At 59.4% G+C, this 22,257-nt stretch carries 16 protein-coding genes; 11 read left to right on the top strand and 5 right to left on the bottom strand.

All coding sequences use genetic code 11. The features are described 5' to 3' along the window. The first annotated feature begins 2 nt into the window (after window positions 1–2). The 6 genes from lysC to HDF10_RS17330 all read left to right on the top strand — a co-directional run bounded on the left by lysC (window position 3) and on the right by HDF10_RS17330 (window position 6,902). A complete protein-coding gene (gene lysC / locus HDF10_RS17305) occupies window positions 3–1,409 on the top strand; it encodes a lysine-sensitive aspartokinase 3 (RefSeq protein ID WP_183815798.1) in 1,407 nt (468 codons plus the stop codon). A 21-nt stretch (window positions 1,410–1,430) separates the two neighbouring features. Next, window positions 1,431–2,117 carry a 4-hydroxy-tetrahydrodipicolinate reductase gene (locus HDF10_RS17310; protein ID WP_183815601.1) on the top strand — a complete coding sequence of 229 codons (687 nt, stop codon included), beginning with the start codon at window positions 1,431–1,433 and terminating at the stop codon, window positions 2,115–2,117. An 18-nt stretch (window positions 2,118–2,135) separates the two neighbouring features. Then, entirely contained in the window at window positions 2,136–3,410 is a 1,275-nt protein-coding gene (locus tag HDF10_RS17315; protein ID WP_183815603.1) for an aminopeptidase, read from the top strand. Window positions 3,411–3,726: 316 nt separating this feature from the next. Continuing rightward, on the top strand, window positions 3,727–4,971 hold the full coding sequence (locus HDF10_RS17320) for an aminotransferase class I/II-fold pyridoxal phosphate-dependent enzyme (RefSeq protein ID WP_183815605.1): 1,245 nt from the start codon (window positions 3,727–3,729) through the stop codon (window positions 4,969–4,971). A gap of 117 nt (window positions 4,972–5,088) precedes the next feature. After that, window positions 5,089–6,009 carry a 4-hydroxy-tetrahydrodipicolinate synthase gene (gene dapA, locus HDF10_RS17325; protein WP_183815607.1) on the top strand — a complete coding sequence of 307 codons (921 nt, stop codon included), beginning with the start codon at window positions 5,089–5,091 and terminating at the stop codon, window positions 6,007–6,009. A 47-nt stretch (window positions 6,010–6,056) separates the two neighbouring features. Next, window positions 6,057–6,902, top strand: a complete 846-nt coding sequence (locus HDF10_RS17330; protein ID WP_183815609.1) for a 2,3,4,5-tetrahydropyridine-2,6-dicarboxylate N-succinyltransferase — start codon at window positions 6,057–6,059, stop codon at window positions 6,900–6,902. 286 nt (window positions 6,903–7,188) lie between these two features. Here HDF10_RS17330 and HDF10_RS17335 read toward each other — a convergent pair whose 3' ends face one another. Beyond that, window positions 7,189–8,589 (bottom strand): dihydrolipoyl dehydrogenase family protein, encoded by a 1,401-nt coding sequence (locus HDF10_RS17335; RefSeq protein ID WP_183815611.1) that lies wholly within the window; start codon window positions 8,587–8,589, stop codon window positions 7,189–7,191. 316 nt (window positions 8,590–8,905) lie between these two features. Next, on the bottom strand, window positions 8,906–9,595 hold the full coding sequence (locus tag HDF10_RS17340) for a VOC family protein (protein ID WP_183815613.1): 690 nt from the start codon (window positions 9,593–9,595) through the stop codon (window positions 8,906–8,908). Between the two features lie 196 nt (window positions 9,596–9,791). Here HDF10_RS17340 and HDF10_RS17345 point away from each other — a divergent pair, with 196 nt between their 5' ends. From HDF10_RS17345 to HDF10_RS17355, 3 genes are all read left to right on the top strand, one after another. Continuing rightward, entirely contained in the window at window positions 9,792–11,330 is a 1,539-nt protein-coding gene (locus HDF10_RS17345) for a carboxylesterase/lipase family protein (RefSeq protein ID WP_183815614.1), read from the top strand. A 95-nt stretch (window positions 11,331–11,425) separates the two neighbouring features. Next, on the top strand, window positions 11,426–12,136 hold the full coding sequence (gene rpiA / locus HDF10_RS17350) for a ribose 5-phosphate isomerase A (protein ID WP_183815616.1): 711 nt from the start codon (window positions 11,426–11,428) through the stop codon (window positions 12,134–12,136). Between the two features lie 115 nt (window positions 12,137–12,251). Beyond that, window positions 12,252–13,919 (top strand): ribonuclease J, encoded by a 1,668-nt coding sequence (locus tag HDF10_RS17355; protein ID WP_183815618.1) that lies wholly within the window; start codon window positions 12,252–12,254, stop codon window positions 13,917–13,919. 76 nt (window positions 13,920–13,995) lie between these two features. Here HDF10_RS17355 and HDF10_RS17360 read toward each other — a convergent pair whose 3' ends face one another. Next, entirely contained in the window at window positions 13,996–15,201 is a 1,206-nt protein-coding gene (locus HDF10_RS17360) for a hypothetical protein (RefSeq protein WP_183815620.1), read from the bottom strand. Window positions 15,202–15,502: 301 nt separating this feature from the next. On the opposite strand from HDF10_RS17360, the gene HDF10_RS17365 reads away from it, so the two are divergent. Together HDF10_RS17365 and HDF10_RS17370 are read left to right on the top strand one after the other, a co-directional pair. After that, window positions 15,503–17,701 (top strand): patatin-like phospholipase family protein, encoded by a 2,199-nt coding sequence (locus HDF10_RS17365; protein ID WP_183815622.1) that lies wholly within the window; start codon window positions 15,503–15,505, stop codon window positions 17,699–17,701. A gap of 372 nt (window positions 17,702–18,073) precedes the next feature. Continuing rightward, complete coding sequence (locus HDF10_RS17370) at window positions 18,074–19,102, top strand: threonine ammonia-lyase (RefSeq protein WP_183815624.1); 1,029 nt, start codon at window positions 18,074–18,076, stop codon at window positions 19,100–19,102. 103 nt (window positions 19,103–19,205) lie between these two features. On the opposite strand, the gene HDF10_RS17375 is transcribed toward HDF10_RS17370, so the two are convergent. Together HDF10_RS17375 and HDF10_RS17380 are read right to left on the bottom strand one after the other, a co-directional pair. Next, window positions 19,206–20,990 carry a chloride channel protein gene (locus HDF10_RS17375; protein WP_183815626.1) on the bottom strand — a complete coding sequence of 595 codons (1,785 nt, stop codon included), beginning with the start codon at window positions 20,988–20,990 and terminating at the stop codon, window positions 19,206–19,208. 6 nt (window positions 20,991–20,996) lie between these two features. Beyond that, window positions 20,997–22,184, bottom strand: coding sequence for a tetratricopeptide repeat protein (locus HDF10_RS17380; RefSeq protein ID WP_183815628.1), 1,188 nt, complete (start codon window positions 22,182–22,184; stop codon window positions 20,997–20,999). Between the last annotated feature and the right edge of the window lie 73 nt (window positions 22,185–22,257).

The raw sequence follows: 22,257 nt of genomic DNA on the forward strand, positions 1-22,257 counted from the left end.
TGATGAAGTTTGGCGGCACGTCGGTGGAAGATGCGCCGGCGATGAAGCGGACTGCGGCGATCGTTCGCGGGCGACGGGAGAAGGGGCTGGAGGCTGTCGTTGTGGTGTCGGCGATGGCTAAAGTGACGGATCTGTTGTTGTCGGCTGCGGCTGCGGCTGGGCGATGCGATAAGGCTGGGGCGCTGGCGATTGGCGCACGACTGCGGCATCGGCATATCGACACTGCTACGGCGCTGCTTGAGGCGGAGCGATGTGTGCGGGTGCAGCAGGTGTTGCACCAGGAGTTCGATGCGCTGGATGATCTGCTGCGCGGGATTGCTGCGGTGGGTGAGCTGACGCCGCGGACGAACGATCTGGTGGTGAGCTTCGGCGAGAGGCTATCGAGCAGGATGATGGCCGAGGCGCTGGATCAGCACGGTCTGCAGGGCGCGCATGTGGATGCTCGAAGCTGCATCATCACAGATGCGACCTATGGTAAGGCCGTGCCGCAGGATGATGCGATTGAGTCAAAGCTGAAGGCGATTGTGCTGCCGCTGGTTGAAGCTGGGAAGACTCCGGTGATGGGCGGATTTATTGGATCGTCGACGGAGGGCGTGACGACGACGCTGGGGCGCGGTGGAAGCGACTTTACCGCTGCGCTTGTGGGCGGCGGGATGCATGCGGGTGCGATTGAGATCTGGACGGACGTGAATGGGATTATGACAACCGATCCGCGGATCTGCCCGGATGCTCTGCGGGTGAAGACGATCAGCTTTGAAGAGGCGGCGGAGTTGGCTTACTTCGGCGCGAAGGTGCTGCATCCGGCGACGATTTTGCCGGCGGTGCAGAAGAGTATTCCAGTGTGGGTGCTGAACTCGCGCAATGCGGAGAATGAAGGCACGAAGATTACCGCGATGGCGGCGAAGTGTGCGAGTCCGTTCAAGAGCATTGCTGCCAAGAAGCGGCTGACGATTATTGACGTGGTCGCGAGCCGAATGCTGATGTCGCATGGATATCTGAAGGCGGTGTTCGATGTGTTTGATAAGTACAAGTGCGCCATCGATATGGTGTCAACGAGCGAGGTGAGTATCTCGCTGACGGTGGACAGCAATCAGCAACTGCCGGAGATCTGCGCGGAGCTGGCGAAGATTGCCGATGTGAAGATGGAGGGGCACAAGGCTCTGGTGTGCCTGGTGGGCGAGGATATTCGTGGGCACAATGGTATTGCTGGGCAGGTTTTTTCGGCGATCAGCCATGTGAATGTGCGGATGATCTCGCAGGGGGCGAGCGAGATCAATATGAGCTTCATGATTGATGAAGAGGATGTAGAGGAGGCGGTGCGGAGTCTGCACAACCACTTCTTTGCGAACCCGGATGAGACGGTGTTCGATGTTGCGAATCGGGTTCAGCTTGAGAGCAAGGCTGGATAAAAAAGGCGGGGGAAGACATACATGCGGGTTCTGGTTTTGGGGATGGGGAAGACGGGCAAGCTGGTGGCGTCGGTTGCGGCTGAACACGGGCATAGCGTGAATGTGCTGGATGCGAAGGAGAATGCGGGCGCCTCGGCGCTGACGCCGCCGTTTGTTTCGGGGTTCGATGTGGTGATTGATTTCACTACGCCTGAGGCGGCGGTTCAGAATATGCGGGCGTGCCTGGCGACGGGCGCGAAGATGGTGATTGGAACGACGGGATGGTATGACAAGCTCGCAGATATGAAGTCGCTGGCTGAGCGGAAGCAGGCGGGGCTGTTGTATGGGACGAACTTTTCGGTGGGCGTGCAGGTGATGTTGAAGCTTGCCGCGGTGATGGGGAGTGAGTTGAAGAAGGCTGGATATGCGTTTTCGATTGCGGAGACGCACCATGCGAGCAAGCTGGATTCGCCCTCGGGCACGGCGATAAGTCTGGCGAAGGTGGTTGAGGCTGCGACTGGTGTGAGTGCGGTTCCGGTTGAGGCGAAGCGCGAGGGGGATGTGATGGGATTTCATTCGCTGACTGCTGCTAGCGACGCCGACCGACTGGTGCTGACGCATGAGGCGTCTTCGCGGAGAGGGTTTGCCGAGGGCGCGGTGCGGGCGGCGGAGTGGCTGTCGTCGCGGACGGGATGCTACGACTTTCAGAGTGTTTACACCGAGGTTTAGAGGTTGCAAGGAGAGGTTATGAGCGTGATGGAAGCAGTAGCGAAGACGACGTTTGCGGATCTTACGTTTGAAGAGAAGCTGGACCGGCTGGCAGAGGTTGCGGTGAAGGTTGGGCTGGGGCTTCGCGCAGGGCAGGAGCTGATCATGTCCGCTCCAATGGAGGCGCTGCCGCTGGTGCGGCGGATCACGGAGCATGCGTATAAGGCAGGGGCGCTGCTGGTGACTACGTTCTACGCGGATGATCCGAGTGTGCTGGCGCGGTTTGAGTACGGAACGGATGCGAGCTTCGACTATGCGCCGAAGTGGCTGCAGGATGGAGTTGCAGAGGGTTTCCGGAGTGGTGCGGCGCGGCTGGCGATTGCGGGGACCAATCCTGCGCTGCTGGCGAAGCAGGATCCGGCGAAGGTGGCGCGGGCCAATGTTGCGGCGTCGAAGGCGGGCAAGCCGGCGATGGAGTTGATTACTCGACATGAGATCAACTGGACGATTGTGGCATGCGCGACGCCGGAGTGGGCGAAGCTGGTCTTTCCGGGAGAGCTTGAGCATATTGCCGTTGCGAAGTTGTGGGAGGCGATCTTCGTGGCCTCGCGGATTGCGGTGGATGATCCGGTGGCGGAGTGGCAGGAGCATGGGGCACGACTGAAGAAGCGCATGGATATGTTGAATGCGAAGAGGTTTTCTGCGCTGCACTTCAAATCGCAAGATGGCGCGACGGATTTGACCGTTGGGTTAGCTGATGATCATCTGTGGGCTGGGGGTGGGACTACTGCGGGTAATGGGGTTTATTGCCAGCCGAATATTCCGACGGAGGAGTGCTTTACGACCCCGCATAAGGACCGCGTGGATGGAACGGTGAGGGCGTCGAAGCCGCTGTCGCACCAGGGGACGCTGATTGAAAATATTGCGGTGCGGTTTGAAGGCGGGAAGATTGTTGAGGCTACGGCGACGGCTGGAGAGGATGTGCTGAACAGGTTGATCAGCACCGATGATGGCGCGGGGCGGCTGGGGGAGGTGGCGCTGGTGCCGCACTCGTCGCCGATTGCGCAGAGTGGGGTGCTGTTCTGGAATACGCTGTTCGATGAGAATGCGGCGAGCCATATTGCGCTAGGGCAGGCTTACTCGACGTGTTTGATTGGCGGCGAGAAGATGGATGCGGAGCAGCTGGCGGCGCTGGGTGCGAATGCGAGTTTGATCCATGTGGACTGGATGATTGGGTCGGGCGAGATGGATGTGGATGGCGTGGCTGCGGATGGTAGTGCTGAGCCGTTGATGCGCAAGGGCGAGTGGGTTTAGCTGAGATGCGGCCTGGGCGTTGATTTCCATAACACTTCAGGCCGCATTGCGATTAAACGTGGAGGAAAGCAGCATGTTTGCGGGCTTTTTCACCATTTGCGAAAGAATTTATCTGGTATTTGCGGGGGATTCGCTGTAGATTGAAACTCAATCGGACGGTTGTCCGTCTTCATCCCAAAGTTCCCAAAGAATAGTTCCTGCTGTTTTGCAGGAAAGGTGTAGCTGATCCTTAGTATCCTCAGGATCCTCAGTAGGCTTCTTCCTTCTGTTGCCGTGGTGTCGCATCTCTACTAATCGACTTTCGAGGAGAACTTCTATGAACTCCGATATGACGCAAGGCGTTTCCCGCAGGTCGTTTCTGCGCATTGTTGGTGCGGCTTCGGCAGCAGCCACCTCGTTTCCTGCGTTCGCCGCGATGACACCGGCTGCTGCGCCCGCGGGCCAGACAGCACGACGATCGCGTGGGATGCAGGCGCTGTCGGCTGACACCGTGGTGATCAGCTCGAATGAGAATCCGCTGGGACCGGCGCAGTCCGCGTTGACGGCGATATGTAGCATGGGCGTGCAGGGCGGGCGGTATCACTGGGATGAGTATGTGAAGACGATCGATGTCTTCAACGGGGAGTTTGGGCTGAAGAAGGACTATTCGGCTTTGTTCCCTGGGTCGAGCGGGCCGCTGGATCTGGCGCTGATGTCGAACCTTGGCCCGGACAAGCCGCTGGTGTATGGGGACCCCAGCTATGAGCAGGGGCCACGCGCGGCGGAGGTGATGAAGGCTCCGAAGTATCCTGTGCCGCTGACTGGGACCTATGCGCATGACGTGAAGGCGATGTTGAAGGCGCATCCTGCGCCGGGCGCTTACTACATTGTGAATCCGAATAATCCGACGGGAACGATGACTCCGAAGGAAGACATTGTCTGGCTGGTGAATAACAAGCCGAAGGGGTCGGTGGTGATCATCGACGAGGCTTACCATCACTTCTCAAATGACGAGTCGTGCATCGATCTGGTGAACCAGGATAAAGATGTGATCGTGATGCGGACATTCTCGAAGATCTATGGAATGGCCGGCCTGCGTGCGGGGTTTGTGGTGGCGCGGCCGGATCTGATTGAGCGATTCAACAATGTCGGCGGGCCTAGCCAGAGCCTGGCGAGTGTCTCGATTACGAGCGCTGCTGCTGCTCGCGCGAGTCTCCAGGATAAGGATCTGGTGCCTCTGCGCAAGAAGATCAATGGGGATATTCGGACGGAGACGGTGGAGTTTTTGACGAAGCATGGTTACAAGGTCATTCAGGGGTCGCAGGGAAATATGTTCATGGTGGATGTGAAGCGGCCTGGGAAAGAGTTTCAGAATGCCATGCTGAAGGAGAACGTTGCGGTTGGGCGGACGTGGTCGGCGATGCCGAACTATGTGCGCGTGACGGTGGGGACGAAGGCTGAGATGGAGAAGTTCCAGACGGCCTTTGTGAAGTGCATGGATATGCCAGCGGGTGCGGCAAATGGAGCGGCGGAGCTGCATATGCCCGAGTTCCATGTCCCGTCGGAGCTCTATCGAGGTTAGCGAGTAAGTGCTTTTGAGGCCCTGGCGAGAGATCGCTGGGGCTTTTTTTGCTTTGCAGAGCCATGTGGACGGTTGTTCTGAAATCAACACCGCCGGCGCGGTAAACTTGCAGACACTATGGAATTGATGGGTTGTGGAACGGCGCTGGTGACTCCCTTTCGCAGGGACGGCAGCGTTGATGAACCTGCGCTGCATGCGCTGGTGACGTGGCAGATCGAGAGTGGAATCGATTTTCTTGTGCCTTGCGGGACGACCGGCGAAGCTTCGACGCTGACCGAAGTCGAGTGGCTGCGGGCGATTGAGGTCGTGGTTGCTGCGGCGGGGGGGCGGGTGCCGGTGTTTGCGGGGTGCACGCATAACTCGACGCATGAGGCAGTGGCGCGGGTGCAGAAGCTGTCGCAGGTGCATGGGTTGACGGGCGTTCTGTCGGCGAATCCTTACTACAATCGGCCTGGACAGGAGGGGCAGTATCAGCACTTTCGCGCGATCGCCGAGGCGACGGAGCTGCCCGTACTGCTGTACAACATTCCTTCGCGGACGGGTGCGAACCTGGAACCGGCGACGGTGCTTCGGCTGGCGGAGCTGAAGAATGTGATTGGGGTGAAAGAGTCTAGTGGGAACATTGCTCAAATTACCGAGCTGCTGACGACGGCTCCGCGGAGCTTCAAGGTGTTTGCCGGGGACGATGGGCTGGCGTTGCCGGTGCTGGCGCTGGGCGGGGCTGGGTTGGTTTCGGTGGCTTCGAATGTGATTCCGGGACAGATGGCTCGGATGGTGGGGGCGGCGCTGGAGAACGATTGGGTGGATGCGAGGCGGATCAATCGGCAGTTCTTCCGGCTGATGCAGGCGCACTTCTGGGAGGCTAGCCCTGCTCCGGTGAAGGCGGTGCTGCATATGCTGGGGCGTGGGGAGGATGTGCTGCGGCTGCCGATGGTGCCGGTGTCGGATGCGACGCGGAGACGGCTGGAGCGGATGGTGGGAGAGTTGGGAATGCTGGTGGGGGTTGCGCCTAGTGGCGACGATCTGCGGATGTTTTAGTTGTTTTCGGTTCTATTTACGGAAAGGAAAGAGATGAGGACTGAGTTTTGAACGGAGATTTGCAGGAGCGGATTGAGCATTGGTTTGCGCAGGGTGCGGCGGCGGTTGGAAGTGCTGAGGCGGAGGCTTGTTTTCTTGAGCTGCGCGGGAAGCTGGAGGCGGGCGAGTTGCGGGCTGCGGAGCCGGATGCTTCGGTGCCGCTGGGCTGGCGGGTGAATGGGTGGGTGAAACGTGGGATTCTGCTGGGGTTTCGCATTGGAACGATGAGGGAGATGGGTGGGGAGACGCTGCGGTTTATCGATAAACACACTTATCCGGTGCGACGATTTGTGGTGGCGGACGGGGTGCGCGTGGTGCCGGGTGGCGTGAGTGCGCGGACGGGGGCGTATGTGGCGAAGGGGGTTGCGTTGATTCCGCCTTCTTACGTGAATGTTGGGGCGTATGTGGATGAGGGGACGATGGTGGACTCGCATGCGCTGGTGGGGAGTTGCGCGCAGGTGGGCAAGCGGGTGCATCTGAGTGCTGCAGCGCAGATTGGCGGAGTGCTGGAGCCAGTGAATGCTTCGCCTGTGATTATTGAAGATGATTGTTTGATTGGCGGAAATACTGGGGTTTATGAGGGGACCGTGGTGCGGAGACGCGCGGTGCTGGCGGCTGGGACCGTGTTGACGCGGGGGACGCCGGTGTATGACCTGGTGAAGGGCGAGATTTATAAGGCTACGGCGAAGATGCCGCTGGTGATTCCTGAAGGGGCTGTGGTGGTGCCGGGGTCGCGGGCGGTCTCTAAGGGGAAGGGCGCGGAGTGGGGGTTGAGTTTGGCGGCGCCGGTGATTGTTAAATATCGGGATGAGAAAACTGAGCTTTCTTTGGTGTTAGAGGAGATTTTGCGCTGATTTGTGGTGGTAAATCGTGGTGGGTTTGTGGTGTTTTGCGTGGCTGATGTGGTGTTTTAGCAGCTGCTTTTTGGGGGTCGAAAAATACGCCATGGTTTTGAAGTTTATTTTTGAGACCTTGTCCTGCCGGACGGGCCCACTCCGCTCAGTCACCCCGCAAACGAAGACCTGTTTGCGGGGACCCCGATTCGGCGGCCACTTCGTGGCGTGTATATCTTTTCTCGGTGATCGCGATATGTTTGGCCCTCCCGTTGGTCGGGAGGATTGATTCGTTTTGGCTTGGTTTCTATGCCGGGTGCTTTGGGACGGTGTTGAAGAGGTTGAGGAAGCCCTCGGAGAGGGTGGGGTGGGTGAGGATCAGGTTGTGGACGGCGGTGTAGGGCAGGTTGGCGGAGATGGCCAGCTGGATGACAGGGAGGAGTTCGCCTGCTCCGGGACCGAAGGCGGTGAAGCCCAGGATTCGGTCGTCTTCGGATTCGGCTGAGGTGCCGATGAGGACCTTCATGAAGCCGCGGGTTTCGTCGAGCGTGCGGGTGCGTAGGGCGGCGGCCATGGGGATCTTGCCGAGACGGTAGGCTGTTCCCTGCTTCTTTGCTTCGTTTTCGGTGAGGCCTACGTGGGCCAGTTCGGGGTCGGTGAAGGTGACGGAGGGGATCTGGCGGTTCTTGGTGGTGCGGCTGGCTCCGGCGAGGTTGTCGCGCACGATGCGGAAGTCGTCGAAGGAGGCGTGGGTGAAGTGGGGGGAGCCGGCGCAGTCGCCCATGGCCCAGACGCCGGGGGCGGTGGTCTCGAGGCGGTCGTTGACCTGGAAGTGGCCGGAGGGGGTGGTTTTGATGCCGACGAGATCGAGGTTCATATTTTGCGTGTTGGGGGTGCGGCCGGTGGCGACTAAGAGGTGGGTGCCCTCGAGTCTGGCGCCGTCGCTGAGGTGCACGATGACGGATTTGCCTGAGGTGCCTTCGATACGGGTGACGTTGGCCCTGGTGACGATGTCGATGCCCTCGTCCGCGAAGAGCTGGTGGAGAGCTTGGGTGACGTCGGGGTCTTCGCGGTGGACGAGGGTGGGGTTGCGCTCGATGATGGTGACGTTGGAGCCGAAGCGGCGCATGGCCTGGGCCAGCTCGAGACCGATGAAGCCGCCGCCGAGGACGAGGAGATGCTCGGGGAGGGTGGTGAGCTCGAGGAGTTCGATGTGGGTCATGGGAGTGGATTCGGCGAGGCCGAGGATGGGGTCGATGGTGGCACGGGAGCCGGTGTCGAGGAAGATGTAGTCGGAGCGGAGGGTGCGGGTGCCGCCGGCGTTGAGGGCGACTTCGACGGTCTTCTCGGCGACGAAGCGGCCGAAGCCCATGACGATCTCGGCTTTGGATTTGGCGTAGTTGGCGAGGTGCATGTCGCGGAGGCCGTCGATCATGCGCTGGCGGCGGGCGCTGACGGCTTCCATGTCAACGTGCCAGTCGCCGTGGACGATGCCGAACTCGGCTCCGCGTTGGAAGAAGGAGGCTACCTTGGCGGAGTGGATGACATTCTTGCTGGGGAGGCAGGCGATGTTGGGACAGGCTCCGCCTAGCCGCTTGTCTTCGATGTTGGCGACCTTCTTGCCCTGAGAGCCGAGATGCCAGGCGAGATATTTGCCGCCTTCTCCGCTGCCGATGATGATTGCGTCGTACTGTTCGGGCGTGGACATTGGGGTTCTCCTTTGCCAGTGAATTAATCGAAGCCATGTCTCAGATGCCACGACGGGCAAAGATGGCTCACGCTATCGAGCAAGAGCCGCCAGGTTTTCAGCGAAGAGTGCTGGAGGGCGTTGGTAACTGTCGTGGGCCTCAACGGGAGCTCACTGCTGCACAGGCCTTGCCATCGGAAGCATGCTCTCGTATGCCCTAAGGAGATCAGTTGTCGGATTGGATGGCGCTGGCGTGATTGGAATATTGATGGAGAGCGGCGTCCAATGCGAACACCGCCCGAGTAATCAGGCGCAAGACGATTGCGCCGTTAGTTGTTTACTGCGGCAGCTCTTTGCCGGCCTGCTCTGCCACCATGTAGGAGGCGTACCAGTCTGGCCAGTTCTCGTCGTACTTGCCGCCGGTGCGCTTCTCGTGTTCGCCGTGAGCGGCTCCCGCGCGCCGTAGCGCGCTCGCCAGATCGTTTGCTGAAGCGAAGGATGTCGCAGCGGAGTCGATGCGTCCGGGCAGACGGGTGGTGATCTCTTGAAAGAGCCAGCCATTGCCGTCTGGATCATTGAACGAGGCGAAGGTGCGGTAGCTGCGATGATCGGGATCGGGACCACTGACCCGCAGCCTCCCAAAGAGGTAGGGCTGGTCTGGCCCAGCGTACACACCGCCGGCGTCGTGGAACACCTCGCTGATGTCGACGCCTCGACTGAGCAGTTCTTTGCGAGCGGCGGCTATATCGGAAACGATAAGGTAGAGGCCCTGTGCAGAGCCCGGTGGTGCCGCGGTGACATTCCTGCCGAAGATGACTGAGCATCCGGAGCCGGGCGGCGTGAACTGGATTACGCGGAAGTCGCTACCGTTGTCGTAGTCGGCATCGAGTCGCCATCCGAGCCTCCCGTAGAACTCCTTCGCGCGGTCGACATCCGAGACGGGGATGACGACTATTTCCAGCTTCGTGTCAACTTTCGCAACGCTGCTCGGATTAACACTGCGCACTTCCTCTTTCGTGATTGCCATGTGCTTCCTCCTATCCGTTCACCTGAATTGAAATGAGATTAGTTGCATGGCCCATGGTGCTCCTTGTCAGTGGTGCCTCTACTATCTCGCCACTCGCATGGTGGGAGCAAGCGGTCGATGGTTGGATTTGTTGGTTTATGTTTACGAATTGGGCTAAGTCGAAGGGGCGGGCAGATAGACTGAGATGACGGTACTTATGATCACTCGTCGAAGTTTTCTCGGAAATGGTTCGCTGGCTGTATGTGCCTTCGGAACCCGTAGTCTTTTCGCATCTGCAGATGTAGCACCTGCCATCGTTCGTGCACCGAGCGGAGTCTTGCGTGGCGAGAGCAGGGATGGTGTTCGCGTCTTTCGTGGCGTTCCTTTCGCGGAACCACCTGTGGGACAGCTGCGCTTTCTTCCCACAGAAAAAGTGATCCCGTGGAAGGGCGAACGGGATGCAACGCAGTTCCCCGCTGCACCGTTGCAGCATAAATTGGTGGAAGTTCCGCACAGCGAAGATTGCCTTTACCTGAACCTCTGGGCGCCTGAAGGGAACGGGCCCTTTCCGGTCTTTGTCTGGATTCACGGTGGAGGGTTCACCGACGGTTACGCCTTCGAGCCCATGTATGACGGCACGGACTTTGCCCACGAAGGGATCATCAGCATCTCAATGGAGTATCGCCTTGGCGTCTTCGGCTTTCTGGATTACGAACCCTTGCTGGGAGAGCAGTACGCCGGAACTGCGAATAACGCGCTGCGTGATCTGATGACCGCGTTGTCGTGGATACAGGAGAACATCAGTGCGTTTGGCGGCGATCCCGGTCGCGTGACGATTGGTGGTGAGTCGGCGGGTGCGAAGCTGACCGGTATCTTGATGGGTATTCCATCCGCCCAGCCGTTGTTTCAGCAGATGATCTCTGAGAGTGGCGGCGCCGAACGCGTTTGGGATCGTGCTGCGAGCGCAGGCGTTTCGAAGGGCTTTGGCGATCTGTGGCAGAAACAATCGGGGAGCCGAGTCGCGGGCCTGAAGACAGTGGCAGGAGGAGAGCTGATCGAGGCTCAACAACAGTTGCTCGATACGTGGCCGCAACACTTCCCGCTGCGCGCGGAGATCGATGGAACGTTGATTCCGCGGCTTCCTGTGGAGACGATCGCCGGCGGCTCGACCCGTGGCAAGAGGCTGTTGATCGGGACCAACCGGGAAGAGAGCGCTGTCTTTATCGGACCGCATCCGGTGAAAGATGCGACGGCAAATCAGCTTGGGAACACGAGTGTCGCGAAGTTCGATGCTGTCTATCAAAAGTACAAGGCGATTTATCCGCAACTCAGCGTGGAGCGGCGTCGCATTCGCGCGGTCACGGCGGAGGAGTACTGGGTCCCTTCGCTCCGTGTGGCAGAGGCGCATCTGAAGGGCGGGGGGAGCGCGTATGTCTACGAACTGGAGTTTGTGGAGACGAGCGGTAAGTTCAAAGGCGACGCCTATCACTCGCTCGATGTTGGGATGGTCTGGAATCATCCGCACAGGCAGGTTGTGGATGCCGCATCGGAAGCCGCGCTGGGCAAGCAGATGCATGCGGCCTGGGCTGCCTTCATCCGCGGCGAGAAGCCGGCGGCACCGGGGCTTCCGACGTGGCCACTGTATGACGAAAAGAGCCGGTCGACCATGATCTTCGGAGCGAAGGCTAGCTCGGAAAGCCGCGTGGAACATGCGCCGCAAGCCGCTGAACTCGCGCTATGGAACGAAACTCTGTAAGGCTGAATGGCTTGGGAGCCAAAGTGATGAGAACTTATCTCTGATCGCTTGGCGGTGTCGTGCAGATTTTTGGTTCTCGTGATATCAAGGAAGGCATGAGTTCTCCTGAGAGCAATTCGGTCGATGCAGCCAAGCGCCGGGCTGCGGTGTGGGCGGCAGCGCAGATTGAAGATGGAATGGCGGTGGGCCTGGGGTCGGGATCTACTTCGGCGCTGGTGATTGAAGAGGTGGGACGCCGGGTTGCGGAGGGGTTGCGGATCAAGGCGATCGCTACGTCTGAGGCCTCGCAGAAGCTGGCGTTGGAGTGGAAGATTCCGATGAGCGACTTTGCGCATCTGCCGCAGCTGGACATGACGATCGATGGCGCGGATGAAGTGCAGGTGGGGACGCTTTATCTGATCAAGGGGCATGGCGGGGCGCTGCTGCGCGAGAAGATTGTGGCGATGGCGAGTAAGAAGCTGATTATCGCGGTGGACCCGCGGAAGCTGGTGAAGACACTGGGAGCCGTGTTTGCGCTGCCGGTGGAGGTGGTTCCGTTTGGCTATGAGACGACGATCAAGCGACTGCAGGACCTGGGGTTTGAGTCGGAGCTGCGGGTGACGGACGAGGGCAAACCCTACGTAACGGATGGGCAGCACTACATTGTGCATTGCAAGCTGCCGCAGGTTGGGTTCGATGCATGGCAGGCGGCGGCGAAGTTGAAAGGGACGGTTGGGGTGGTGGAGCATGGGCTGTTTCTGGGGATGGCGAGCAAGGTGGTGATTGGTGGGCCGGAGGGGATCGAGGTTCTTGAGGCGGCGCGGTAACGATTGATCGGGCGTTGATGATTGATCGCATGTTTTTCGGGCGGATTGTGGTGAAGATGCCTTGTTTGCCTCGTTGACAGAGCAGTTGGGCTTGCGATGGTAAGCTTAACTATTGATGGCACAAGATAAATTGAAGATTATTCCGCTGGGTGGCCTTGGCGAGTTCGGTATGAACTGCATGGCGATCCGCTGGCAGGATGACATTATTGTCATCGATGCCGGTCTGATGTTTCCTGAAGAAGAGTTGCTGGGTGTGGACATTGTTGTCCCGGATATCAGCTATTTGACTGAAAACCGCGAGAAGGTTCGCGCGATCCTTTTGACCCATGGACACGAAGACCACATTGGCGGCCTGCCGTGGATTCTGTCTGAACTGAATGTTCCGGTGTATGGGACCGAGTTTACGCTGGCGTATGTTGAGGGCAAGCTGGAAGAGCACCGGCTGCTGGATGACGCGGATTTGAACGAGATGATTCCCGGGCATCGGATTACGCTGGGGCCGTTTTCGATCATGCCGATCCGGGTGACGCACTCGCTGGTGGACTGCGTGGCGTTGGCGATTCATACGCCGGTGGGCGTGGTGCTGCATACGGGCGACTTCAAGATCGACCTGTCGCCGCCGGATAACAAACCGTTCGATCTGCATGCGTTTGCGGAGCTGGGCAAGCAGGGCGTGCTGGCGCTGTTGCAGGACTCGACCAACGTGGACCGCAATGGGTATACGCCGAGTGAGCGCGCTGTAAGGCCGAAGCTGGATGAGATCTTTTCGCAGACGAAGAAGAAGCTTTTCTTCAGCTGCTTCTCTTCTTCGATTCATCGGATTCGGCTGGCGATGGAGTTGGCGCATCAGCATGGACGCAAGGTTGCTGTGATTGGACGGTCGCTGGATAACTCGACCGAGATTGCGCAGGATCTTGGGTATCTCGATCTGCCGCAGGGTCTGGTGATCAATCCGGGGCAGATTCGTGATTTTGCTCCAAATAAGTTACTGATCATGATCAGCGGCACGCAGGGTGAGCCGATGAGTGCGCTGAGCCGGGCGGCGGTGAATAATCACAAGTTCGCGCATATCGATGCGGGTGATACGGTGCTGCTGAGTTCGCGGGTGATTCCGGGGAATGAGAAGTCGATCTACCGGATGATCGATCACCTGGAGCGGCGCGATGCGAAGGTGATTCATGATGACGGGCAGTCGGGTCTGATCCACGTGAGCGGACATGGGAGCCAGGAGGAGTTGAGGTTGATGATCAATCTCGTTCGTCCGAAGTTCTTTATTCCGATTCATGGAGACTATCGTCACCTGAAGCGTCATGCGGAGCTGGCGGGGTCGATGGGCGTGGTCGAGAAGACGATTTTGTTGGAGGACGGCGACGTTCTGGAGCTGGATAAGGGCTCGGCTACGAAGACCGGGAAGGTTACGGTTGGACGAGTGTGCATCGATTCTGGCGGGACCTCGACGGACGTGGTGGAAGACATTGTTATTCGCGATCGGAAGCACTTGAGCGAGGATGGCATTGTGCTGCCGATCATTGCGATCAACAAGCAGACGGGTCTGTTGGAGAATCCACCGGAGATTGTGATCCGAGGAATGGCGATCGCTACAGAAGAGGGTTTGATCGCTGAGGCGCGGCAGGTGGTGCAGCGGACGCTGGAGGGATCTTCGGCGGAAGAGAAGGCCGACTATGGCGTGATCAAAGAGAAGATTCGGAACGACCTGAAGCGTTATATCCAGAAGAGCACGAGCCGGCGGCCTTTGATCATGCCGGTGATTCTGGAGATCTGACGAAGAGTTGAAAAATAAGAGAAAGGCGCCGGGGGACTGCGCGCCTTTCTCTTTGAGGAAGAAACTTACAGATCGTTTAGAATCCGCGGCGAGCCTCGTCTGCTTCCTCCGCCAGTTCGAATAAAAGACGCAGGAACTCGGGATTCTTCTGGCCGATGAAGAGCCCGTCATTGATAAAGGCATGGACAGCGGCTACAGCTCCTGAGTTTTTGGTCGAGGTTGGACGAATGATCGAAACAGGGGGGAACTTCTTGCTGAGGAAGTGGGTTGGCTCGGGCATGATCAGGTTGGCCTGCAAGGTGTCGCCTTTGAGGGACTCGGGATCGGTCTCTCCCTGGGCCGCTGAAAGGGTTGTAAACGTTACCGTGGCTCCCGTGCCTCCGGGGCCATTGTCGACGTCGGTGAGCGGGAGTGCGTTGCCTGCCTTGTCTTGCCAGGTTTGGAAGTGCATAGTCTCGGCTGGGCCAATGCTGAGCAGGACGCGCAACACCTCTGCGTTGTGTACCTTCTGGGCGAGGGTGGGATAGAGGCTGGTGCCGCCTGCCTCAATGAAGGCAAAGTGGAATCCAGCGGTGAAGGCGATCGCCTGGAGATGGGGTGTGATGCTTTTGGTGTTGTCACTGCTGAGGAAACTGCCGGCGGTGTCGGCGTCGGTTCTTGGAATGGCGGTATGCCGGCCTACGTTGAGACTGGGAACCGCTTGCAGGAAGGGCGAGTTCTCGTCGACGTCGGGGTTGGTAATGCTGCGATACCTGGACCAGAAGCTGGTGTCGACGGTGAGCTGGGTGAGGTTGGTGAGCCGCCTCTTGCCGGTAGAGCCAGTCGCGGTGCTGCCTGGGATGGTGGCAAACGGACTGAGGTCGACGGCCTCGGCACCCTTCGACTCCAGATAGGCTTTCAGGAAGGCTACGTGGCTGATCTCATCGTCGGTGTTGTCGTGAATGTACTGGGCCATGTCACCATCGAGAATGGAAAGTGCGGCGGTGTAGAGAGGATTTCCCCCGTTGACTCCGGAGACTTCGTTGTCCTGGGTGCCTCCGAGTTCGGAGTATTGAATCCACAGATCGGTCTCGATCTGCTCGATGACGTTGAGGAACCTGAGGATCGCGATGTCGCCTTTGGTGATGTCGTCGCGATCCCTGTCACGATCCTCACCGAACGCGGATCGCCCGCTGCCCGACAGTCCAGCGCCGATTGTCGCTGCACCTGCTGCAGTGATTCCGGTCTTCAGGAACGCGCGCCGATTTGCGGATTTCCCGATCAGATTTTCTAAATTTGTCATATTCACTTCTCCTTTTGCCAAAACTGATTGAGCTAGTAATAAGCTGGCCCCAGTGAGCACACGGTAGGCGTTCTGCCTGGCGCAGTTGTCAGTGCAAGGTGAAAGGATTGTCACTGTTTGGCTAAGCTTGCTTGCCGGAGGGCTTCGTGGATGGAACGTCAGGTGATGCCTGTGATTCTGGAGGGTTGAAGTTCTGAAGATAAACGGAGTATGCCCCGTAGAATGAAGCGACAACCTCCCCTGTTGCACGTTGTTCCTTCTTATGAAGCTTCGTCGACTCCATCCCTGCCCGCAAACAGTTTTGAAGACGATCGTTGCTGCGGCACTGCTTGTGCTGTGGCCCGCGAGTCTGAGGACCTGGGCGCAGAGGCCGACGATTGAGCCGCCGACCCGGCAGAGGATTGGGCTGGTGCTGGAGGGTGGTGGGGCGCTGGGGTTTGCGCACGTGGGCGTGATTGAGTGGATGGAAGATCACCACATTCCAGTAGATGATATTGCCGGAACGAGCATGGGAGGCCTGATCGGTGGACTGTATGCGTCGGGGAACAGTCCGCAGGAGATTGAGGATTTTGTCGGTGGGATTAACTGGCCGGCGGTGTTGAGTGGGCAGCTTCCGTTTCCCGCATTGAGCTATCGCCGAAAGGAAGACAAGCTGGCGTTTCCGAATCGGCTGGAGTTTGGGTTGAAGCATGGCCTGAGTCTGCCGAATGGGTTGAACTCGGGGTCGGCGGTGGGGTTGCTGCTGGACCGGGAGATGCTTCCTTACTACGATTTGAAGAACTTCGACGATCTACCGATTCCCTTTCGCTGCGTGGCGACTGATATTACGACGGGCAAGGAGCATGTGTTCAAGGATGGATCGCTGGCTCAGGCGATGCGATCGACGATGTCGATTCCCGGGGTGTTTGCACCGGTGGCGCATGGGGACCAGATCTACTCGGATGGCGGCGCGGTGAATAATCTGCCGGTTGATGTGGCGCGATCGATGGGCGCGGAGGTTGTGATTGCGGTGTACCTGGATACGGGGCCGGTGGATAAGGCGAGCTTGAACTCGCTGGTCGGGGTGGCGGGAAGGAATGTTGCGATCATGGTTTCGGCGAACGAGCTCGAGAGCATGAAGAACGCCAACATTCTGCTGAAGGCGGATGTGAGCAAGTTCAGCTCGAGCGAGTTTGAGAGGAGCGCGGAGATTATTCCGCAGGGCGTGAAGGTGGCAGAGGAGCATGCGGCGGAGTTGGAGAAGTATGCCTTGAACGACGCGGACTGGCGGGCGTATGTGGCGCAGCGGGATGCACGGCGAAGGACGAAGATTCCGGCCCCGCAGTTTGTGAGTGTGCGTGGGGTGAAGGGCGCGCAGCGTGCGGAGATTGCGAATGGGTTTATGAAGTATGTCGGCAAGCCGGTGGATTCGAAGAAGATTGAAGAGACGATTGCGGATCTGCAGGGTACGGGAACTTACTCGAACATCAGCTACAACCTGGTCGATGAGAAGAACAAGACCGGGTTGCTGGTGCGACCGCAGATCAAAGACTATGGGCCGCCGTTTTTGGACGTGGGACCGACGCTTGCTTCGAATGATTCGAACGATATTCAGCTGGGACTAGGCGGACGGGTGACGTTCTTTGGGCTGACGGGGCCGGGGTCTGAGATACGGCTGGACGCTTCGGTGGGGAAGGTGGCGGGAGTTTCAGGGGAGTTGTATCAGCCGTTGGTGGCGGCGAAGCGGTACTTTGTTGCGCCGCGAGCGTACTACGCTCATACGATTACGTCGCTTTATTCGGGGAGCCAGGAGCTCTCGCAGTACACGGAGGAGCGGAATGGATTGGGGTTGGATCTTGGGTATCGGTTCAGCTCGAAGGCTGAGTTGAGGGTGGGTGAGGACTACCAGTGGTATGGCGAGACGCTGCGCGTGGGGCAGCCGATTGAGCAGATCTTTCACCTGACGCCGTTTGTGAGCAACGTGCGGTTTCAGTACCTGGGGCAGGATAATGTGCAGGTGCCGACGAGGGGGTCGGAGTTGCTGACGAAGTATACGCACTCGACGCAGAGACCGTTTGGCGAAGGTGGCTACTCGCAGTGGGATACTCGCGTGGCGCACTTCCTTCCTGCGCGGCAGAAGGGGATTATCTTTGGCACGATGGAGGGAGGGACGAGCTTTGGAGCGACGAACCTTGGGCTGGCGGGGTTTTCGCTGGGCGGGGCGCTGCGGTTGAGTGCGTATGGTCGCGGAGAGCTGCTGGGGAGTGATTATTTTCTGGGGCAGGTGGGCTATCTTTACCGGCTGACGAAGCTGAATCCGGTGATCGGGGATTCGATCTATGCAGCGGGATTTTATGAGATTGGGAAGGTGTGGAACGCGGCTCCGGGGACGCCGACGTTGCCGAATGATATCTCGGGTGCAGTGGTGGTGAAGACTATTCTTGGGCCGTTTTATGGCGGGGGGAGTGTCGGGGATAGCGGTCATCGGAAGTGGTTCTTTGGGTTGGGGCGTGTGTTTTAATCGACTGCTTAGGAATCAGTAAGCGGTGGTTTTTTTGTTGGATCGCAAACGCACGGGGATAACTACGGATAATCTTGGTAGATGTGGAAGGTCATGTTCGTCGGGGAAGTCATTGTGGTTATTCTGTCGCTCATGAACCTAGGCGTTCCGGGATCCTATCGCCAATTCTGGCAATCTGAATGCATTTACCTAGCAATTGCCGGCTCGCTTGCTCTATTTTCTGTATTTCTTGAAAGACGAGAGACCATCCAAGATGGACGAAAACCTATACGACATCTAGAAAGACCACAGATTTTAGTCCTAACAATACCGCTGGGACTTTGGCTGCTGGGAATCTATTTTCTTCTGATGCATTTCAAATGAGGTGAGGCTATGTCAGACAAATTTGTGACGTTGGAGGAGATTCGGGCGGCGAAGGAGCGGATCGCCGGGGTTGCGGTGAGGACTCCGCTTTATCGCGTGGAACGGGCTCGTTTGCGAATGGGAAAGTTTCCGGAGCCGGAGTTTGATCTCTACATCAAGGCCGAGAGTGAACAGCCGATTGGGAGCTTCAAGCTGCGTGGGGCTTACAACATGGTGGCGCAGTTGTCGCCTGAGGCGCTGCGGCGTGGGGTGATTACGTATTCGAGTGGGAACCATGCGCAGGGTGTGGCGTATGCGGCGCGGGCGCTGGGGGCGAAGGCTGTGATTGTGATGCCTTCGAATGCTCCCGAGGTGAAGAAGGCGGCTACGAGGGGGCTGGGTGCGGAGATTGTGGAGGTGGGGCCGGCTTCGTCGGAGCGGAGGATGAAGGCCGAGGAGCTGGTGGCGGAGTTTGGGTATGCGATGATTCCGCCTTATGACGCTCCGCAGATTATCGCGGGACAGGCGACGTGTGGGTTGGAGATTGTGGAACAGCTGCCGGGGGTGGAGCTGGTGATCTCGCCGGTGAGTGGTGGCGGGTTGCTGAGTGGGACGGCTACGTCGGTGAAGCTGGCGGCACGGGCTGGGTTGGTGAGTGCCGGGGTGCAGGTTTGGGGAGCGGAGCCGGAGCTGGCGGCGGATGCGAAGGAGAGTTTTTATTCGAAGACGCTGGTGGAGTGGCCCGCGGCGAAGACTACGCGGACGCTTGGGGATGGGCTGCGGACGCAGAGTCTGGGCGTGTTGAACTTTGCGCATGTGATGAAGTTTGCGGATGGGATTGTGACGGTGTCGGAGGAGGAGATACTGGCGGCGATGCGGGTGATGTTGCGTGCGACGACGCTAGTGCCTGAGCCGAGTGGCGCGGTGACGCTGGCTGCGGCGCTGTTTCATGCGGAGGAGCTGCCGAAGGTGAAGAAGGTGGCGGTGATTTTGAGTGGGGGGAACCTGGAGCCGGCGCTGCGGGAGCAGTTGGAGGGGGAGTTGGCGGCGAAGGCTTAGTCCTGCCTGACGGGCTCCCTTCGCGGGAGGCGGTCACTTCGTGACTTGTATACCTTGTCTTCGGTGAGCGTGAGGTAATGGCCCTCCCGGTGGTCGGGATCGACTAGTGTTTTTGATAGCGGTTTAGAACATCTTGGAGAGTCACTGTGCCTTCGAGGGAGCCTCGTATGGCTCGGTTGGTGATGGGGAGGAGAGGCCAGCGCTGGAAGTGCGGGAGGGCGCTGGATAGAGGCTGGTCGGGGAATAAGACGGGAGTGCGCTCGGGGCCCAGATGCCCGGCTAGTGTCGCGGCTGGGGGCGTGGTTGTGGTTGCGTCTTGCTCCTCTGGCTGATTCGCTGCGAGGGCTTCGAGCTCTTCTCTTTTTGCGGTGTACCAGAGGCCGTCGCTGCAGTGGACCAGGAAGATGGGGATGGATTTCAGGTCTTCGTATTGGGCGAGTGAGTTGAGCGTGTCGGCGATGGTTTCGCTGCCTTGCAGGACGGGGACGGTGAAGGGCTGCATGGCATCTTCGAGATGGAGATTGCTCTCTTCGCGGAGCTCCTCCATGGAGGGGAGGTTGAGGCCGTCCTGGTGGGTGAACTGCTCGAGGATGGGGATAGGCTGGAGGACGCGGGAGATGAGGTAGGCGATGGTGTTGGCGAGGATGACGGGCAGCACGATGGAGTAGTTGCCGCTGACCTCGAGCACCATGAAGACGGAGGTGAGGGGGGCGCGGAGGAATGCGGCGAAGAGAACGCCCATGCCGACCAGCGCGTAGGAGCCGATGGTGCCGGTGAGGTGGGGGAAGTAGATTTTTTCGAAGGTACCTACGGCGGCGCCGAGCATGGCTCCGATGAAGAGGGTGGGTGCGAACATTCCGCCGGGTGTGCCGCTGGAGAAAGAGAGTGTGGTGGCGATGATCTTGAAGAGAGCGAGGAGGAGGAGCATCTTCCAGGCGAACTGCGCGTGCATGGCCTGGTCGATGGCTTCGTATCCTGCGCCCATGACTTGTACGAGGCCAAAGTAGCCGATGGCTCCTACGAGGAGGCCGGCGACGGCGGGCTGGAGAAGCTGCGACCACTGCGGCTGGCTGCGGAGTTTGGGGCGAAGGTAGCTGAGGCAGCGGGCGAAGAGGAGAGAGGCAAAACCGCCGACGACTCCAAGGGCGGCGTAGGCGAGAAGCTCGCGGGAGTCGCGGAGGTCTATGACGGGGATGCGGAACATCGGCTGGGCTCCCCAGAAGGAGCGGGCGACGACGACGCTGGCGACTGCGGAGAGGACGATGGAGCCGAGGACGGCGGCGCTCCATTGGCCGATGACCTCTTCGATGACGAAGAGGATGGCGGAGATGGGGGCATTGAAGGCTGCGGCGAGGCCGGCGGCGGCTCCGATGGGAGCGAAGATGCGGAGTTTTTCCTTCGACATGCCGAAGCGGCGGGAGATGAGGGAGGCTACGCCGGCGCCGATCTGGAGCGATGGGTCTTCGGGACCGAGAGAGTGGCCGCTGCCGATGGCGAGGGCAGAGAGAAGGAACTTCCCGATGACGGTGCGGAAGGAGATGTAGCCGTTCGAGATGTAGAGGGCGGCCTTGGTCTGGTTGATGCCGCTGCCTCGAACCTTGGGGAAGACGTAGCGAGTGAGGACTGCGATGACTAAGCCGGCTGCGGCGGGGATGTAGAGCAGGCGCGGCTGGTGCGGGTATGGAGAGGAGCCGAGGAGCAGGACGCTGAGCCATTCGATGGCCATGCGGAAGGAGACGACGAGGAGGCCGGAGACGACGCCGATGAAGATGGAGAGGAGGAGGAAGACGCGCTCTTCGCGGCCGGGGGCGATACGGGCGATCATGTCTTCGCGGAGGGTGATGGGTGCGACCGGCTCCGTCTCCGCCATTGCTGTTTGATCTTCCATCTTGGCTTAGGGCTCCATCGCTTTGGGGAATTTGGCGAGTTGCAGGAGGAGGGCGTCGTCGCCGGTGGGAGGACCGCAGATCCTGCTGGTCTGGGTCTCGGTGTCGAAGACGAGTTGCATGGTGGAGTCCTGCTGGGTGGGGTCGTTGAGGAGAGCGGCGCGGCTGGCGGTGGCAGCTTTGCTCGTCCACTTTGCGGCGAGATCCTTGAGTGGAGAAGACAAGCCGCTGGCGACGGAGAGCTGGGTGCTGCAGGTGGCGAAGCGTTTCTTTGCCAGAGCGCGGGCTTGCAGGATGCGCGTGACACGTTCGTTGTTGGGGAGCTTCTTGAGGGGGGCGAGTTCGAGGATGCGCGTGGAGTCTTCGAGCATCTCTTCGTATCTGGGGGTGATTGCTTCGGGCGTGGAGGGGGAGGTTTCCTGTTCACGCATGGTCTGCTCTATGAGCCGGTGGGCTTCGTCGAAGTGGCCGGAGTCGTATTCGAGGCGAGCCGCGGCTTGGAGGGCGATCTGGTTTTTTGGCTCCTGCGCGAGAACTTTGCGGTAGTAGGTCAAGGCGTCGTGAGGAGTTTGGGCCTTCTCGAGGAGCTGCGCGAGGGTGAGGGAGAGGGGGACGTCTTCGGGTGCGTTGCCTCCGGTGATGAGAAGTTCGGTGCGGGCGCTGCTGAGGTCGTGATGCGCGATGAAGTATTGCGAGAGTTCAAGGCGGACCTCGCGGCGGCGGAGGACTCCGTCTCCCTGCCACGTGCCGAAGATGGAGGCGCGGTAGTAGTTGATGGCAGCCTGGATGTCGTTTTTCTTTGCGGCGAGACGGCCGAGGCTGAGGTTGATGAAGCCGTCGCCGGGTTGGGTCTCCCATAGGCCGAGGAAGTAGTTGAAGGACTCCTCGGTGTGGCCGGCGTCGCCGAGGGCCTGGGCGAGGAGGAGCTCGCAGGAGCGCTGGCCGGGGGCGTAGGAGAGGGCCGTGCGAAGGGCGACGATGGCCTGGTCGGGGTGGCCTGCGTTGAGGGCAGCCTGGCCTCGGGCGGACCAGCGTTGGGCCAGTTCCTGGCGGTGGGAGGTGAAGGAGCGAAAGAGGAAAAACGTCATGAGGAACAGAACGATGGTGACGAGCAGCAGACTGAGAAAAGTGAGGGAGTCGCGGAGAATCAACTTCCGCTTGAGGCTCGAATAGTCTTCTGTTTGCAGGGTCATCATGCGATTTTGTGCGTTTTTATCTTGCCGCAGGGTCTTTCTCTAGTCTATGGATTTGATGCGTGTAGAGATAGTG

The organism is Tunturiibacter empetritectus, from assembly GCF_014201375.1.
GTDB classification, from domain to species: domain Bacteria; phylum Acidobacteriota; class Terriglobia; order Terriglobales; family Acidobacteriaceae; genus Edaphobacter; species Edaphobacter lichenicola_D.